Genomic DNA, 15,856 nt, shown 5'->3' with positions numbered 1-15,856 from the left:
GGTTGCATCATGTGTTCGATGCATGTCGCCTTCCTCCAGGAACGATTGCAAAAATGGATACGGTGGCGGTCGTGCGTGGAGGTATGCGCGGTCGCTATCCTCGCGCGACGGACTTCGGCGGGAACAACGCTGATACGGTTTGAAGGGCAGGACTTGCGGCCGCCTGATATTCCGGCACCCAGCGCCGCAGATCGCGCCGCACCTCGTCGTCGCTCAGCACGCGATTCTGCATCAGCCACGGCAGCAATTCATCGAGCAGATGATCCGGCACTTCGCGTGCGCGCGCAATCCGCAGCTTCGGATGCGGCGTACGCGTCGTCGTTTCATCATCCGCGAGCAGTTCCTCATAAAGCTTCTCGCCCGGCCGCAGGCCCGTGAATTCGATCCGGATCTGCCCTTCCGAAAGCCCATACAGGCGGATCAGATCACGTGCGAGATCGACGATCTTTACCGGCTCGCCCATGTCGAGAATGAAGATTTCTCCGCCATGCCCCATGCTCGATGCCTGCAGCACGAGTTGCGATGCTTCAGGGATCGTCATGAAAAATCGCGTGATCTCGGGATGCGTGACCGTCACCGGCCCCCCCTTCGCGATCTGTTGCTGGAACTTCGGAATCACGCTGCCGGCACTGCCGAGCACGTTACCGAAACGCACGGTCTCGAACTGCGTGCCGCCGCTCGTCTGCTGCAGCGCTTGGCAGGCCATCTCGGCGAGACGCTTGCTCGCGCCCATCACATTGGTCGGATTGACCGCCTTGTCGGTCGAGATCAGCACGAAATGACGCACGCCGTGACGAATCGCCGCGCGCCCGACGCGATACGTACCGAGCACGTTATTGCGCAGCGCCTGCCACGCGTTGTGCTCTTCCATCAGCGGCACATGCTTATACGCTGCCGCATGGAACACGATGTGCGGCGCATGACGCGACATCACTTGATCGAGCAACAGCGAATCCTTCGCGTCGCCGATGATCGGCACCACTGGCTGATCGGGAAAACGCTCGCGCAACTCTTCTGTCAGCCTATACATCGCGTATTCGGACAGGTCGAACGCGACGAGTTGCGCCGGCGCAAAACGGAGAATCTGCCGGCATAGCTCCGAGCCGATCGACCCGCCCGCACCCGTCACCATCACGACGCGGCCGCGCAGCAACGCCTCGACGTGCGGTGTGTCGATCGTCACCGCGTCGCGGCCGAGCAGATCCTCGAGATCGATGCTCCGTACCTGTGACAGGAAGCCCTGCCCCGGCATCAGCGCGGTCAGCGACGGCAGCACCATCGCTTTCACACCGGCGCGCACGCACAGTGTCGCAACCCTGCGCTGCGTCTCGACCGATGCCGACGGAATCGCGATGATCGCGTATTCGACCTTCAGCGCGTCTGTCCAGTGCTTCAGGTCATTGAAAGAGCCGAGCACCTTGTAACCGTAGATCTCGCGCCCCTGCTTGGTGACGTCGTCGTCGAGCAAGCCCACCAGACGCCATTCGCCCGAACGCGACAGTTCACGCGCGAGGCTCGCGCCGGCGGTACCGGCGCCGAGCACCAGCACGGGCTTGCCCTGCCCGACCAGCCCGCCGTACAGGTAGAACTCCTTCGTCGCGCGGTACAGCGCGCGCGCGCCGCCCATCGCGAGAAACAGCATCAGCGGCGAGACGAGCAACACCGAGCGCGGAATGATTGGCGACGGCTGGAACATCACAGCCCCGATCATCACGATAACGCCACCGCCGACGACCGCTTTCGAAATGCGCATCAGGTCGGGCAGGCTCGCAAATACCCACAGCCCACGGTACAGGCCAAACAGGTGGAACATCAGCGCGTAGACCGGCAACACCCACACGAGCGCCATCAGCGCGCCGCTCAGGAAATCAGGCGGAACGCTGCCGTTGAAACGAATGAGATAAGCGAACAACCACGACGCGACGACCGCCGTCAGGTCAAACAGGAAAGCGCTCAGCGAAAGCCATGATGCTTTGGATCGCAACATCGGCGGGAGACCTCAAGAGTTATTTTCGGCGGCGGACTGAAACCGGCGCCAACGCATGTCGATCACCAATCCGAGACATGCCAGGACGCCGTACCACGCGAAGAACGACAGCCACTGCTGCAGTTCCGCGCGGTCCTTTGCCCACACGGCGACGATTATGCCTGCGAGCATGATGAGGTACCAATAAAGAGCGGTCCGGCGGTGACCTACGCCCGCCCGGACCATCCTTTGATAATAGTGCTCGCGGTGGGCTTGCCAGAACTTTTCGCCACGTAACAGACGTCTCAAAAGTGTTACAGATGCGTCAGCAATAAAGGGCGCGAACACTAGGGCTGGAAACCAGATCGGCCAGACGCTCGTACGCCAGCCCCAGTAGCCGAGCGCGCCGGCCAGGAAACCGAGCGGAATGGAGCCTGCATCGCCGAGAAACAGCCTCGCCGGATGGAAGTTAAGTAGCAGAAAACCGAACGCGGCGCCTGCGACCGCCGCGCCCGTCAAGGCGAGATCGGGGGACGGATGCGCGCCGGTCGCTGCAGCGGCCGCGTACGCGCCAAAGCCGAACAGCGCCATGCCCCCCGCGAGGCCGTCGGCGCCGTCCATGAAGTTGTACAGGTTCGTGAGCCAGACCATCACGAAGCCGACGCCGACGAGCAGCCACCACGGCGCCTCGGCCGGATAGACCGCGATCAGCACGACGACGGCCGCCAGGTGCACCGAGAACCGCACGCGGGCCGGTAGCCCGCGTCGATCGTCGATCTGCGACATCGCGGCAAGCGCGGCGGCGGAGACTGCGATCAGCCACAGATGCGGCGCCACCGCCAGCAGCGCGACGATGCAAACCGGCACGATGCCCCAGCCGCCGACGCGCGGCGTCGGAAGCGTATGGAGCGAACGGTCGTTCGGGATGTCGGTGGCGAGGCGCCAAGCGAGGCCGGTCGCGAGCAGCACGCGCAGGATGGCCGTCGATGCGATGGCGGCGGCCAACGCCACCGTAACCGCCAGGGGGCACGCGAATATCGGGAAAGGCATATCGGCTATTGTTGTGTATCGCGCGAACGATACCATGCAGCGGTCGCTTCGAGGCCCTCGCGAATCGTATAAGGCGGTTGCCAGCCAAGCACGCGCTTGATCCGGCCCGTATCGAGCTGCAGGCTGCCGGTCAGGCGGTCTATCGCCGCGCTGCGGCCGGTCAGCTTGCCGAGCGCACGCAGCAACGCAGCCGGAACCGGCAGAAGCCGCGCCGGCTTGCCAAGAGCGTCGCCGACCAGACGCAACAGGCCCGTGACGGACGGTGCGTCGTCGTCGGCGACGTGGAAGCATTCGCCGGCCGCGCGCGGGTCCGTCGCGCATTGCAGCATCGCATCGGCGAGATTGTCCACGTAGACGATGCTGCGACGCGAGGCGACGGAACCGAGCGGCAGCGGCATCCCGCGCGCCACCGCGTCCATCATACGCAGAAAATTGGCACGGACGGACGGGCCGTAGACGAGCGGCGGTCGCACGACGACGACATCGAGCCCGGCCGATGCGCCGAACAGCGCGAGTTGCTGCTCCGCGCGCAGCTTCGAGCGGCCGTATGCGTCCTGTGGGTTCGGGCGAGTGCTTTCGGACAGCGGTGTGCCGCCGTCGCTTTCGCCCACCGCCTTGATGCTGCTCGCGTACACGATCCGACGCACGCCATGCTTGCGCGCGGCTTCGGCGAGACGCAGCGTGCCGGCGACGTTGGTCGCGTCGAATGCGGCGTCGGGATCGGGCGACTCGTCGCGCATGACGTGCACGCGCGCGGCGAGGTGGATCACGCAATCGGCGGTTAGGTCGGCCGGCCATCCTTCGGCGAGGCCATCGAAATCGGCGCCGCCATGCACCCACTCGCGTACGCCGTCGACACATCCGCCCGGCCGCCGCACCAGTGCGGTGACAGCGTGCCCGGCGGCTAGCGCGCGACGGCAAACCGCGCGGCCGACGAAACCGTTCGCGCCGGTGACAACGAGATGCGTCATGGTCGCCTCCAACTCAACCGACGGACATCGCTACATAACCGCCCGATGCCACTGCCGATGACCACGCACGAAATCGAAGCGACAGGCTCGCGCTTTACAACGCCACGCGCTGCATGGCACGCGGGACTGCCGGTGCCCAACGGGCGCGCGCATACGGGAAGGGGGCCAAAGACGAACACAGATGGCTCTCGAAAACGAGGGGGATATCGATCGTGGACACCGTCATCTATTCGCATCACCGCGCAGGCGGCCGTGGCGAGGCCGATACGAATCGATACGTGTCTCCGAATCGGACGTCAATGCTGCGTCGCTGATGTGACCGGGACCGCTCTCTCCCCGGACGCGGCATCGTGAAAAAAGACGCCACCGGCATCGGCATCCGATCGGACGCGTGCCAAATTGTAACCGCGCCGGCTCATGACCTCCAAGCGGGCGCGTCGAACAGCCGGGCCGATGGCACTCGAACCGCTACTTGCAAGCGAGCCGTGCGCGCATCGGCCACGACAATCTTGGGCACGACAGCGATCAAGCCAGCAATGCGTTCACCTTTTCGACGAGCGGCGCAATCATTCGCTCCCACCCATGCTCACGTTCGACGAAGGTTCGCGCTCGCGCCGCCATCTCTGCCGACGCGGCCTCGTCGGCAACGAGCTGTTCGATGCAATCGACAAATTCCTCCGGAGTGTCGGCAATCAACAGTTCCCGGCCTCCTTCCGCGCCCAAGCCCTCATGACCCAGCGGCGTGGTGACGACGGGCAACCCGAGCGCCATGTACTCGAGAATCTTGTTCTGCACCCCGGCGCCGATGCGCATCGGACATACGCCGATTGCGCCGTCGGACGCAGCTTGCGCAACCGACTCGACCCGACCGGTTACTTCGACGCCCTCGTATGCGCGAAATCGTTCGGCGAGTGCAGGTACGATCGACCCCACGATCCGGAAACGGTAGTCGGCACGCTTGCGCAGCAATGGCAACACGGCCCCGGCGAAAAAGTGACACATATCCTGGTTCTGGACCGTGCGCATGTCGCCGATGAAAATCACGAGCCGGCTTGCCATGCTGCGCGCCGTGTACGGCAGGTCCGACAGATCCACACCGTTCGAGCACACCATCACGTTCTTGCCTGACGCGTCGGGAAACAGGTAGTCGCGATCGGTCCTGGAAACCAGCACCGAGAGATCGAAGTCGTCGACGATCGTGCGCTCGTAGTCGAGCAGGCGCTTTGCCTCGATACCGAACACGCGCGACTTCAGCCCGCGTGCATTCTTCAACTGCTTCACGCGACTGTAGTTGAGCGAGATCGCGTCCGTCATTTCCAGGATGCGCGGCTTGTCCGACTTGCGTACATATTCGGCACAGCGCACGAGATGCACGAATACGCCATCATGTGACGGCAGCAATCTCGCCACCGCCACCGCAAACTCGCGGCTCCGGTAATACGCGACCTGCAACGGCGTGCGAGTCGGCAACGCGAGCAGTGTATTGACGTACGATCGCCGGCGCGACAGGAAGACCCGTTCGACGCGGTCGAACACCCCGTCGTCCGGCAACGCGGCATGCATTTCTTCGTCGGTCTCGCACATGCTCAGCAGCGTCAGTGAGTAATGGCGGGACAGCACGCGACAAAGATGGTAGATCCGTAGCTTGTCGCCGCCGATCACCGGATAGGGAAACCGCGGCGTCAGCACCAGCAGTTTCTTCTTGTTCTGGCTCATGACAGACGGGCCCAGAAATCCTGAATCAATGGGCTAACGGCAGACGCCGAAAAGGTGCGCGCCCGGTCCATGCCGGCACCGACCGCCACGTCGAATCGCGTGCTGTCGCCCCATACGTTGCGGATCTGTTCGGCCATGTCCTCGACCGAATAAGGATCGAACTGCAGGCCGCAATCGCCGACGATCTCGGGCATCGACGTCGTGTTGCTGCATGCGACAGGCGTACCGGACGCCATCGCCTCCAGCAATGGAATCCCGAACCCTTCGAACAACGACGCAAAGACGAACGCGCGGGCTTGGCGGTACTGATGCCGCAGATCCTCTCGCGACACGTAGCCCAGCAGTTCGACGACGCCTCCCAGCCCGAGCGCTTCCGCTCTCCCGAGAAAGTGCGCGTGATGATCGGACTTGATTCCCGCGATCCTGAGCCGTGCGTCATCGCCCAGCTCGGGCCTCGCCATCGCGAACGCCTGCAGCAAGCGGTCAACATTCTTGCTGGGCACTTCGCCCGCCACCGTGAACAGATACGGCTGGCGGGCAGACCGACTGACCGGCGGCGCGAACCAGTCGTCCGAAATTGTGCACGGAATGACAGGAACGTCCGCCTCGCGCAGCCCGAACCGCTCCATCAACTCTCGCTGCGTGAAGCGTGAGATGGTGAGCACGGCGTCGGCCCGGCGAACCAGCCGCGGCACCACTTGACGACGGTAGACTCGCCCAACAGTCTGATACAGCGACCGCGCCGGCGGCAACACATGCCACGGCTTCATGTAGATCAGGTCATGGACAACCGCGATCACCCGGGTGTTGCCCGTTGACCGCAGGGGTCCCGTGTTATACGGGCATAGCAGGTAGTCGAGCTTCTGTTCACGGCACAAGCGTGGCAACTCGACCTGCTCCCACCACGGGAAGAAACCGTGTCCGTCACTGACGAATGGCCATTCCTCGGCACTCACGCCACTCGGTGCCAGACCCAGCACCGACGCGCTGACCGGTTCCACCAGTTGTCGGGCGAATCGCCCCATGCCGCGGTAGTTGCCCACCATCCAGGTGATATCCACCCCCAACTTCACGTGCTGCTCCTCATCCGAGCCGACTCATCAGCAACGCGAACGCGGCCACCGAACGCAGAGAATCGTACAATCCGGCTGAACGAGGTCGATACCTCGTCGCACCCTGCACGTTCAACAAACTGCCGACACGCGCCCGGCAAGACGACGTACGCTTCACGCGAGACCGACGCAACCATAGCGAAACCAATTCTCACCCACGCCCCGCTTCGAACATCCAGCGCAACGTACTCTCCAGCGGAATGTCGCCGAGCGGCCCGATAGCGGCCTGCAACCGCGTACCATCGCCCTGCAGTCGGCGCACTTCGTTCGCACGTACGAATGCGGGATTGACCTGGACGTCGATCGTATAGCCGGCGATCTGCTCCATCATCGCGATCACCGCCTTCAGCGACACCGCGCGGCCCGAACAAACGTTGAACACGCCACCAGCCGGTGCCTGTTCCAGCAGGCGCCGATAGGCATCCGCCACGCGCCGCACGTCGGAAAAATCTCGCTCGACATCGATATTGCCGAGTTCGATCGCACGCTCGCCGCGCTGAAAATGCCCGACTATCTTCGGCAGTAGAAACTGCGGCGACTGCCCGACGCCCGTGTAGTTGAACGGACGCGCAACGACGATCGGCAGCTTGTCTTGCCACAGGCGCGCCAGGTATTCCATCGCCAGTTTGCTAACCGCGTAATCGTTCGCGGGATTCGGCTCGACCGATTCGTCAATGGACTCGACCGCCGCGTTGCCATAGATATTGGCGCTGCTCGCCAGCAGAATCGCTCGCGGACGATTCGCCAGATTCGCGAGCGCTTCCAGCAGGTTCCGCGAGCCAACCACATTCGTGCGATAGATTGCGTCCGTATCACCGTGCGCGACGAACGAGACTGCGGCGAGATGCGCGACCACGTCCGGCTGCACGTCCGCGACGACCTTTGCCAGCGCCGCCCGGTCGCACAGATCGACCCGGTACATGCCGGCTCCGGTCGCCTCGGAGCCGTGCGTCGTGCCGAACACGCGATAGCCGGCCGCCTGCAACGACTTCGCGAGATAGTCGCCGGTAAAGCCGCCGAGCCCCGTCACCAGGGCGCGCGGGGCATCAGAACGAGAAGCCGCGTTCATTTCGGCGCAGATCCGCTTCGACCATCATTGCGCACAGCTGCTCGAGCGTCGTCTCCGGTTCCCAGCCGAGCTTCTGCTTGGCCTTCTCCGGATTGCCGATCAGCAGATCGACTTCGGCCGGTCGATGGAACTTCGGATTGACCCGGACCACCGTCTTGCCAGTGGCGACATCGACGGCGATTTCCTGCTCGTCGCTGCCCTTGAACTCGAGGTCGATGCCAGCTGCCTTGAACGCCATGCTCACGAAATCACGCACGGTCTCGGTACGGTTCGTGGCCAACACGTACGTATCCGGCTCGTCGGCCTGCAGCATGCGCCACATACCTTCAACATACTCCTTCGCGAAACCCCAGTCGCGCTTCGCATCCATGTTGCCCAGTTCGAGTACGTCGAGCTGGCCGAGCTTGATCTTGGCGACGGAATCCGTAATCTTGCGCGTAACGAATTCGCGGCCGCGCAGCGGCGATTCGTGGTTGAACAGGATCCCGCTGCAACCGAAGATGTCGTAGCTCTCGCGATAGTTCACCGTGATCCAATGCGCATACAGCTTGGCCACGCCATACGGGCTGCGCGGATAGAACGGCGTCGATTCGATCTGCGGGATCGCCTGCACCTTGCCGAACATTTCGGACGTACTTGCCTGATAGAAGCGGATCTTCGGATTGACGATGCGGATCGCCTCGAGCAGGTTCAGCGGGCCGATGCCGGTGATCTCGGCGGTTGTGACCGGCTGGTCGAAGGACACGCCGACGAAGCTCTGCGCCGCCAGGTTGTAAACCTCCGTCGCGCCGGTCGTCTGCAGCAGCCGGATACTCGCCGACAAATCGGTCAGATCGTATTCGACCAGATGCAGGTTCGGGTGCTTACCAATGCCCAGCTCTTCGATGCGCCAGAAATTCACCGAGCTAGTGCGGCGGTAAGTGCCGTAAACCGTGTAGCCCTTGTCGAGCAGCAACTGGGCCAGATAAGCGCCGTCTTGTCCGGTAATGCCGGTGATGATGGAAATTTTGTTAGACATAGTCGTCCTACTTTAAGAATACGCTTCAGTGCGCGTGAGAATTTTTGCCAAATGGCGGGCACTTTGCGCCCAAGTCAAGAACGGCATGCCACGAGACGAAGGCTCTTGCTGCTTCGCTCGAAGCTCGAGCCATGCCTTGAGCTCGGTCGCCAGATCATGCCCTTCTTGCGCGGAAAAATAAAATGCGTGCTCACCAGCCACTTCACGAAACACCGGCAGATCGCGCGCAATGATCGGCAATCCGTGCTGCGCGGCTTCAATCAGCGGCAAACCAAAGCCTTCACCATAAGACGCCGCGATCAGACACGAACTCGCCCCGTAGATTTTCTCCAGGTAATCGTCAGAGGCGTTTTCCAGCCAGAACAAATGGCGTCCCTGCTCGGTATGCGCCCGCAACCGCCCGACCAGATCCTCGACCATCCATCCCTGCCGCCCCACGATGACCAGATTGACGTTCTGATTCTCGCGCCACAGCCGGTCGAACGCCTCTAGAACCTGAGCGTGTCCCTTGCGAGGTTCCAGGGTCCCGACCATCAGAAACGTCGGGCAATTACGCAGTTGTTGAAGTACCTTGCCTCCGTCGCGCGGGATTTTCGAAGTCGTCGGGGAATTTTCGATATCCGCACCCAAATGGAACCAGTCGATCTCGAACGAGCCCGCCCGCTCGGGAGCGTGCGTCGCGATCCATGACGAAAGGTCCGTGGCCACCGCTTGCGAAATGCACAATGCGCCGTCATTCTCCGCCACGACGTCCAGCCAGCCCGTAAAACCCTCGGCGGCGCCAGGAACAAAGTATTGGGGGAGCAGCACACACAGCAAATCGTAGACGACAAACTTGACTTGCACGCCCTGCAATCGCAGATTTCGATAAAACGCTCGCTGCGCGGGGACGACCCGGGGTTGCAGATCCAGGCCGACAAACACGTCTCCTGCCGCATAGTCGATCGGCTCGTCCTGCAGATAGCCATCGTCGAATCCCATCAACCTCATCGTGAAACCACGCGCATAGCGATAGGAATCCTTGGTCGTGGCATACACCGGTTCCACCCGAAAGCCGTCGGGTGGAGAATCCAGCCATTCCCTCAGTAGATTGCGCACCACACGCTGGATCCCGCTCCTGGCATCCACCTGCACGAGCTCCGAGATATCTACCAGCAATTGCCGCTTGTTGTTGCGCGGAACGAAACTCTTCGCCACGCTCAGCGCCCATGTGCGCAACTCGTCGTCGCTTGCCGGGCCCACCCGACGCGCGATTGCGCGAGACAATACGGTCGGATTCGCGTCGGCCCGGAGATAGAATCGCTCGATGGCATCGCGATACTGCTCGGCACAGACGTCAGGTGCATGAGCGCTCAAGATAATGTCCCGTGCGCGCGCGCCCATTCGTTGTCGGCGCGACGGATCCGAACGCAACGTCTCCAGTGCGTCGATCAGTTGCTCGTCGGAGAACTCGTCCGGCAACATCCACACGGCCTCGAGATCCAGGTCCGCCATGCTTCCGTTTGCATTGACGATCGTTGCCTTGCCGTAATTCATGCAGTCCAGCACGGTTCCCGACGTCTCGCCACGTGACAGCGTCCGCAACTGGACGCCGACATCAACCGCCGCCAGATACCGACGGAACATCTGCGCATCGGCCCACCCGGTAATCCGGATTCTGCCTTTCTGGCCTGTTTGCCGGATGCTGCGCGCGAGTTCCTCGCCATATTCGGTCGGTTGATTCTCCCCGACAAAGACCAGATGACAAGCCGGATCACGCGCAAGGGACGATCGATTCCATGCGCGAAGCAACCGATGATTCAGCTTGGATGGCCCGAGCCCGCCGAACGCGCACACCAGGAAGTCGTTCCTGCCGATTCCCAGCGCATCGCGCGCATCGTCGCTGCTCAATACGGTAGTCGCATCGCGCATATGCGGAATGACGGTCCAGTCGACCGCATCCCCGCCGTACCAGTGGCGCGCCAATCGCAGCGAATTGGGCGAGTGAACAATCAGGCCCAAGCTCTTCTGAATCACGCCCAGGCTGCACGGATATTCCCAGACGACATCCGCGATGTCCTCTTTCAGATGCCGCGCCCTCAGACCGACATACCCGTGTGCGTCATACAGCGCCTTGGACCAGCAGTCGGAACGATTTCCGTGAACGGCCATGTGCGCGAGAATGCCCGACAGAAAGAAATCGTGCAGCACGACCACACCCGGGACGGTTTCCAGCAGCGGAAACATGTACTCGTGGAACGACGAGTTTCCGAAATGATAGAGGACACGATCGTAGGAATCCGCATGCTTGCGCAGCCACGCCGGTGTTTTCACCGAAACGTGCGCAAGCTGACCGGACGGAATTTGCCCCGCTTTATCCGTGTCAACGATGACATCGATATCGTAAAAGCGGGCCAACTCCGGCAGCAATTCCGCGCTGTAGTCGGCAATCCCCGTGCGGGCCGGCGGCAACGGCGACACGTAAGCCAGCCTGGGACGTTGCGCCTGAACCTCCGGCTCGTGCGATTCGGTCAGCCATGCCTCGCGCCTCCGCTCCATTGCATCGAGCGCGCAACGCCCGCTGCGATCCCACGAGAACTTCGCGGCCTGGCGCTTTCCCTGTTCGATCAGGGCCTGACGATAGTCCTCGTCGGTCAGACCGCGCTGCATGTGTTGCGCAATCGCTTCATCGGATCGGGGATCGAACAGCGCATCCTCCCATCCAATCACTTCCGGAACGCTCGATGTATTCGCGCCGATCACAGGCGCGCCGCAGCGCATCGCCTCCAGCACCGGCAAACCGAAACCCTCGTGCCATGAAGGAAAGACGAACAAACGGCACAAATTGTAAAGCGACAGCAGATCCTCGTCGGGCACGAACCCCGTGCACACGACATCGGCCGCGTCCAGTCCGACTTGCCGGGCCAGACGCGTCAGCGCGTCACGACTGGCCGGCTGAATCGAGCAAACGATCGCCAACTGGTACGACTTCCGCAACGCGGGTGGCAACAACGCGAATGCGCGAATCATGCCCTCGACGTTCTTGCGATGGTCGATACCGCCCGTATACAACACGAACGGCTTCGCCAGCCCGTACTTGCTCCGCAATGCCGCTTCACGCTCGGCAGCAATCTGCTCCGGACGAAACCACGCGTCGACGTCGGCGGACATGTTGACCGACCACTCGGCCGCAAGACCGAGATGTTCGATCCCCTCCGAACGCGACGATTCGGATATCGCGAGCCACAAATCTGCGCGTCGAAGATGTTCGATTTTCCCCAGGTACCAATCCTTGAATAGAGGATTCTCCAGATAAGGCTTGGCATAGAGGTATGGAATCAGGTCGTACAGCGTGACCGCGACCGGAACGCTGTTTTGAAGCGCATGAATGCTGGTAATCGAATCGTCGCCGAATCCTTCGAAGTGGCTGGCGATATAAATGAAATCCGGCCGCAGGCTCGTCAGAAACGCTTCATAGGTCAATTCGCTTGACTCGCGGCGCCAACGATTCGCTTTATCTGCATGGGCGACCGGAGCCACCGCATGCCAGACGTGAATGTCACGCTTCGGAAGTAATGCTTCAAATTCCTCACGCAGAATCCGGGCGGACTCCTCGAACGCGCCATTCAGGGCAAGTACGATTTCATGGTTACCACGATTCCGAATCATCGCCTTGACGATGGACTCAGTGTAACGGCCCACGCCGCGATTACGCGAATTGAGGCTCTGCGCCCCTTGCATGTCAACAACAATACGCATTATTCAATATCCCCAGTTTCGGGCGCGAGGACTGACTTCAAAGCCATGTACGCTTCGCGCGCGCGGGGCGTCAAACCATCATCATCGATCGGCTTCCTCTGCACCGACTGCGTAGGGGCCCCAACGACAATCCGAACGAGTCGCTGCTTCATTCCGGGCATCGCGCCCAACACTCGCACGGCCAATCGTCGCAGACGGGGATTGCGATTGACGTACGCGACGCTTCTGAACAGCACGCGCCTCATGCCGGATTTGCACACCCCTTTCGCGCTACGGGCGTACGTTACGGCACTTCGCATGGGCGCGGTGACACGCCATGACGTGCTGCCATAAACGGCCTGCAATTCCCCTGCAGTGTGCCGCGCCTCATCGGCCACCCGCTTCAAATCGCCGCTCACTTGATCCAGGTCGCCCCGGATCCGCCCCCAATCGCCCCGAATTCGCCCCAATTCATCGACGACTTGCATCAGCTCGCCGCGGGTGCGCGTCAATTCGTCATGGACCAGGCCCAGTTCGCCTTGAAGTCGCGCCACTTCGTCTTGGGTTCGTTGTGTCTGTTCGGCGATGGCTTTCTGCTCCCCGGCCCGTCCCTCCTCGAAACGAGCGGCAAGTTCGGCCAAGGACAGTCCGTAGTCGGCATCGAAGGCTTCGTCAAACAATCGAGCTTCTTCTTCACTGCAGGATGTCTGGGCAACAATGGCGTAATCCGGACTTACGCCGCCCAGCACATCAAGAAGATGAACCCGCACGCTCCCATCCTGCAACGAAGGGGGTTCCTGCAATCGAAGCCGCTTGACTCTGGCAAATCCGGCATGTTCGCCAAGGAAACTCAGCAGTTCGGAAGGAATCGGTTGTTTGTGGCTGGGGTCCAGATAGAAGTTGCAGCCTGCAACGACGATATTTTCCGGGTTCGGTGTTTCGAGAATCAACAGCCCGCCAGGCTTCAGTACGCGCAAAGCTTCGGTCACGATTCTTCGAACTTGCTCAAAGGACACGTGCTCAACGACGTGGAAAGCTGAAATAAGGGCGTGACTATTCGAATCGAGCGCGGCAAGGTACTCGATAGCGTCACCCAGAAATACTGGCAGACCGCGCCTCCGACACGCTTCGAGCATATCGGCATCGAGGTCCACACCTACCGGGGTGAACCCTGCTTCGACCATCAACTCCAACCATTCACCGCGGCCGCAACCCAGATCGAGTGTCTTCCCGCCCGGATGAAGCGTCGCCAAGGGCGCAATAAACGGCTGGTACTTCGCCAGTCGACTTTTGATCAGCCCCCTTGAGCCGCGATGCTGATCTTCGAACGCACGATAAAAGCTATCCACTACGGCAAACTCCTCACCGTCGCCTGCAGCCACGCCACACCGACGAATCTATCCATCACAGGCAAGCGGAGCCGGGGGAACCTCAGCTGCTTGACCAGGTTGACGCTATCGATGAGCGCATTCCGGGTGCGACTGACGATTTCCACGAACATGTTGCACGGCAACATGCGTGCATACAGGTGGATGCTGTACACGAAGCCGTTGTCGGCAACAAGCAACCGGGCACCCGTGCCCGCCGCGACGATCGTCGTCCGGCGAAGATGGCCCAGGCCGCGTCCGGCAGGGAATTCCAGTACCTGAGCCGGAATTCCCGCTTGACGCTTCCCACAACAAAGCCCTGAAGAATTCGAAGGACTGCCAGCCTGCCCGACGTTAAGCACGCCCGTACACATCTTCGAAGCGAACGATGTCGTCTTCTCCCAGATATTCGCCACTCTGCACCTCGATCATCACGAGGTCCAGCACGCCGGGGTTCTCGAGGCGGTGCTTGTGACCGGCAGGAATATAAGTGGATTCATTGGTGCGAACGAAGATTTCCCGATCGCCGTTGACGACCTTGGCCATCCCGCACACGACGATCCAGTGCTCGCTGCGATGATGGTGCATCTGCAGACTGAGGCTCGCGCCCGGCTTGACTTCGATGCGTTTGATCTTGAAGCGCGGCCCCTCCTCCAGCACCGTGTAGGTACCCCACGGGCGGCTCACGGTGCGATGCAGTTTGTACGCATCGTGATTCTGCTTTTTCAGGCGAGCGACAACCTGCTTCACGTCCTGCGCGCGATCGGGACTCGCGACCAGCAATGCGTCCGGCGTATCGATGATCATCAGATCGGCGACGCCGACCGCCGCCACGACACGATCCTGGCTCTGCACGTAGGTGTTCCGGCTATCGACGAAGATCGCTTCGCCAACGGCGCGGTTGCTGTCCTGATCCGGCACGGTCAGGTCTCGCACAGCGCCCCACGAGCCGATATCGCTCCAGCCGAAACTGGACGGCACCACCACAACCTTCGACGAACGCTCCATCACCGCATAGTCGATCGAGATGTCGGGCATCTTCTGGAACGACTCGGCAGGAATCTCGAGCATCTGCGCGGATTCCTTGTCCGATTGCAGCGAAGCCCAACATGCGTCGGCGGCTGTCGCGACGTCCGGAGCATGACGCGCCATCTCATCGAGAATGACGCCGGCCTTGAAGCAGAACATGCCCGAATTCCACAGATAGTTGCCCGCTGCAAGATATTCGGCAGCCTTCACCGCATCGGGTTTCTCGACGAAGCGCAGCGCAGCGCGGCCACTCCCGACCCTTTCTCCGGCCTCGATGTAGCCGAAGCCGGTATCCGGACTCGTCGGCACGATGCCGAACGTGACCACCTTGTCCTGCTTCGCCAGTTCGACCGCGCTCGCGACGGCGGCCGAGAAACCTTGCTGGTCTTGCACCAGATGATCGGCTGCGAGCACCAGCATCAGCGCATCGCGCCCGTACTTGCCAGCCACGTGATGCGCCGCCATCGCAATCGCAGGCGCGGTGTTGCGACCGGCCGGCTCGAGCATGAATACACCGGACTGCTGATTTCCGAGCGCGGCATAACCGAACTCATCCTTGCTCATGAAGTAGTAGTCGCGGTTCGTGACCGTCAACAGTTCTCCACGCTCCGATTCCGTGTTGTCACCAACTACCGCTGCTGCACGGCGGTAGGTTTTCACGAGCAGGCTCTCGCCGTCGGCAAGCTTCATGAACGGTTTGGGATGCCCTTCGCGGGAAACTGGCCAAAGTCGGGTGCCAGCACCACCGGACAGGATGACGGGGATTAACATCGCATTCACTCCAGAAATTTAGTATCCGTTGGCAAGGTCAAGGCCTTCGCCATTTGCATCAATACACCGC

The 15,856-nt window shown here is 61.6% G+C and carries 10 protein-coding genes; all 10 read right to left on the bottom strand.

The genetic code is table 11. From position 1 onward, the window contains the following. Window positions 1-94 precede the first annotated feature (94 nt). Window positions 95-1,987: a nucleoside-diphosphate sugar epimerase/dehydratase gene (locus QZM72_RS11305; protein ID WP_301738088.1), complete on the bottom strand. Its 1,893-nt coding sequence runs from the start codon at window positions 1,985-1,987 to the stop codon at window positions 95-97. A gap of 12 nt (window positions 1,988-1,999) precedes the next feature. After that, on the bottom strand, window positions 2,000-3,016 hold the full coding sequence (locus tag QZM72_RS11300) for a glycosyltransferase family 4 protein (protein WP_301738087.1): 1,017 nt from the start codon (window positions 3,014-3,016) through the stop codon (window positions 2,000-2,002). Between the two features lie 5 nt (window positions 3,017-3,021). After that, window positions 3,022-3,987, bottom strand: coding sequence for an SDR family oxidoreductase (locus tag QZM72_RS11295; RefSeq protein WP_089467902.1), 966 nt, complete (start codon window positions 3,985-3,987; stop codon window positions 3,022-3,024). A gap of 525 nt (window positions 3,988-4,512) precedes the next feature. Continuing rightward, the gene (locus QZM72_RS11290) at window positions 4,513-5,703 is read right to left on the bottom strand and encodes a glycosyltransferase (RefSeq protein WP_301738086.1); all 1,191 of its coding nucleotides are present in this window, start codon (window positions 5,701-5,703) and stop codon (window positions 4,513-4,515) included. Next, window positions 5,700-6,764, bottom strand: a complete 1,065-nt coding sequence (locus QZM72_RS11285; RefSeq protein WP_256979573.1) for a glycosyltransferase family 1 protein — start codon at window positions 6,762-6,764, stop codon at window positions 5,700-5,702. The genes QZM72_RS11290 and QZM72_RS11285 overlap by 4 nt, the downstream gene beginning before the upstream one ends. Before the next feature lie 202 nt (window positions 6,765-6,966). Then, a complete protein-coding gene (locus QZM72_RS11280; RefSeq protein WP_301738085.1) occupies window positions 6,967-7,884 on the bottom strand; it encodes an NAD-dependent epimerase/dehydratase family protein in 918 nt (305 codons plus the stop codon). Then, a complete protein-coding gene (gmd, locus tag QZM72_RS11275; protein ID WP_089466816.1) occupies window positions 7,862-8,902 on the bottom strand; it encodes a GDP-mannose 4,6-dehydratase in 1,041 nt (346 codons plus the stop codon). The genes QZM72_RS11280 and gmd overlap by 23 nt, the downstream gene beginning before the upstream one ends. A gap of 12 nt (window positions 8,903-8,914) precedes the next feature. After that, on the bottom strand, window positions 8,915-12,640 hold the full coding sequence (locus tag QZM72_RS11270; protein ID WP_301738084.1) for a glycosyltransferase: 3,726 nt from the start codon (window positions 12,638-12,640) through the stop codon (window positions 8,915-8,917). After that, a complete protein-coding gene (locus tag QZM72_RS11265; protein ID WP_301738083.1) occupies window positions 12,640-13,968 on the bottom strand; it encodes a methyltransferase domain-containing protein in 1,329 nt (442 codons plus the stop codon). Before QZM72_RS11265 ends, QZM72_RS11270 begins: the two co-directional genes overlap by 1 nt. Before the next feature lie 372 nt (window positions 13,969-14,340). Then, on the bottom strand, window positions 14,341-15,786 hold the full coding sequence (locus tag QZM72_RS11260; RefSeq protein ID WP_089466813.1) for a mannose-1-phosphate guanylyltransferase/mannose-6-phosphate isomerase: 1,446 nt from the start codon (window positions 15,784-15,786) through the stop codon (window positions 14,341-14,343). Window positions 15,787-15,856 lie beyond the last annotated feature (70 nt).

The organism is Burkholderia sp. AU45388 (assembly GCF_030481585.1).
In the GTDB taxonomy this organism is placed as follows: Bacteria; Pseudomonadota; Gammaproteobacteria; order Burkholderiales; family Burkholderiaceae; genus Burkholderia; species Burkholderia sola.
This window is presented reverse-complemented; position numbering and strand designations above follow the sequence as displayed.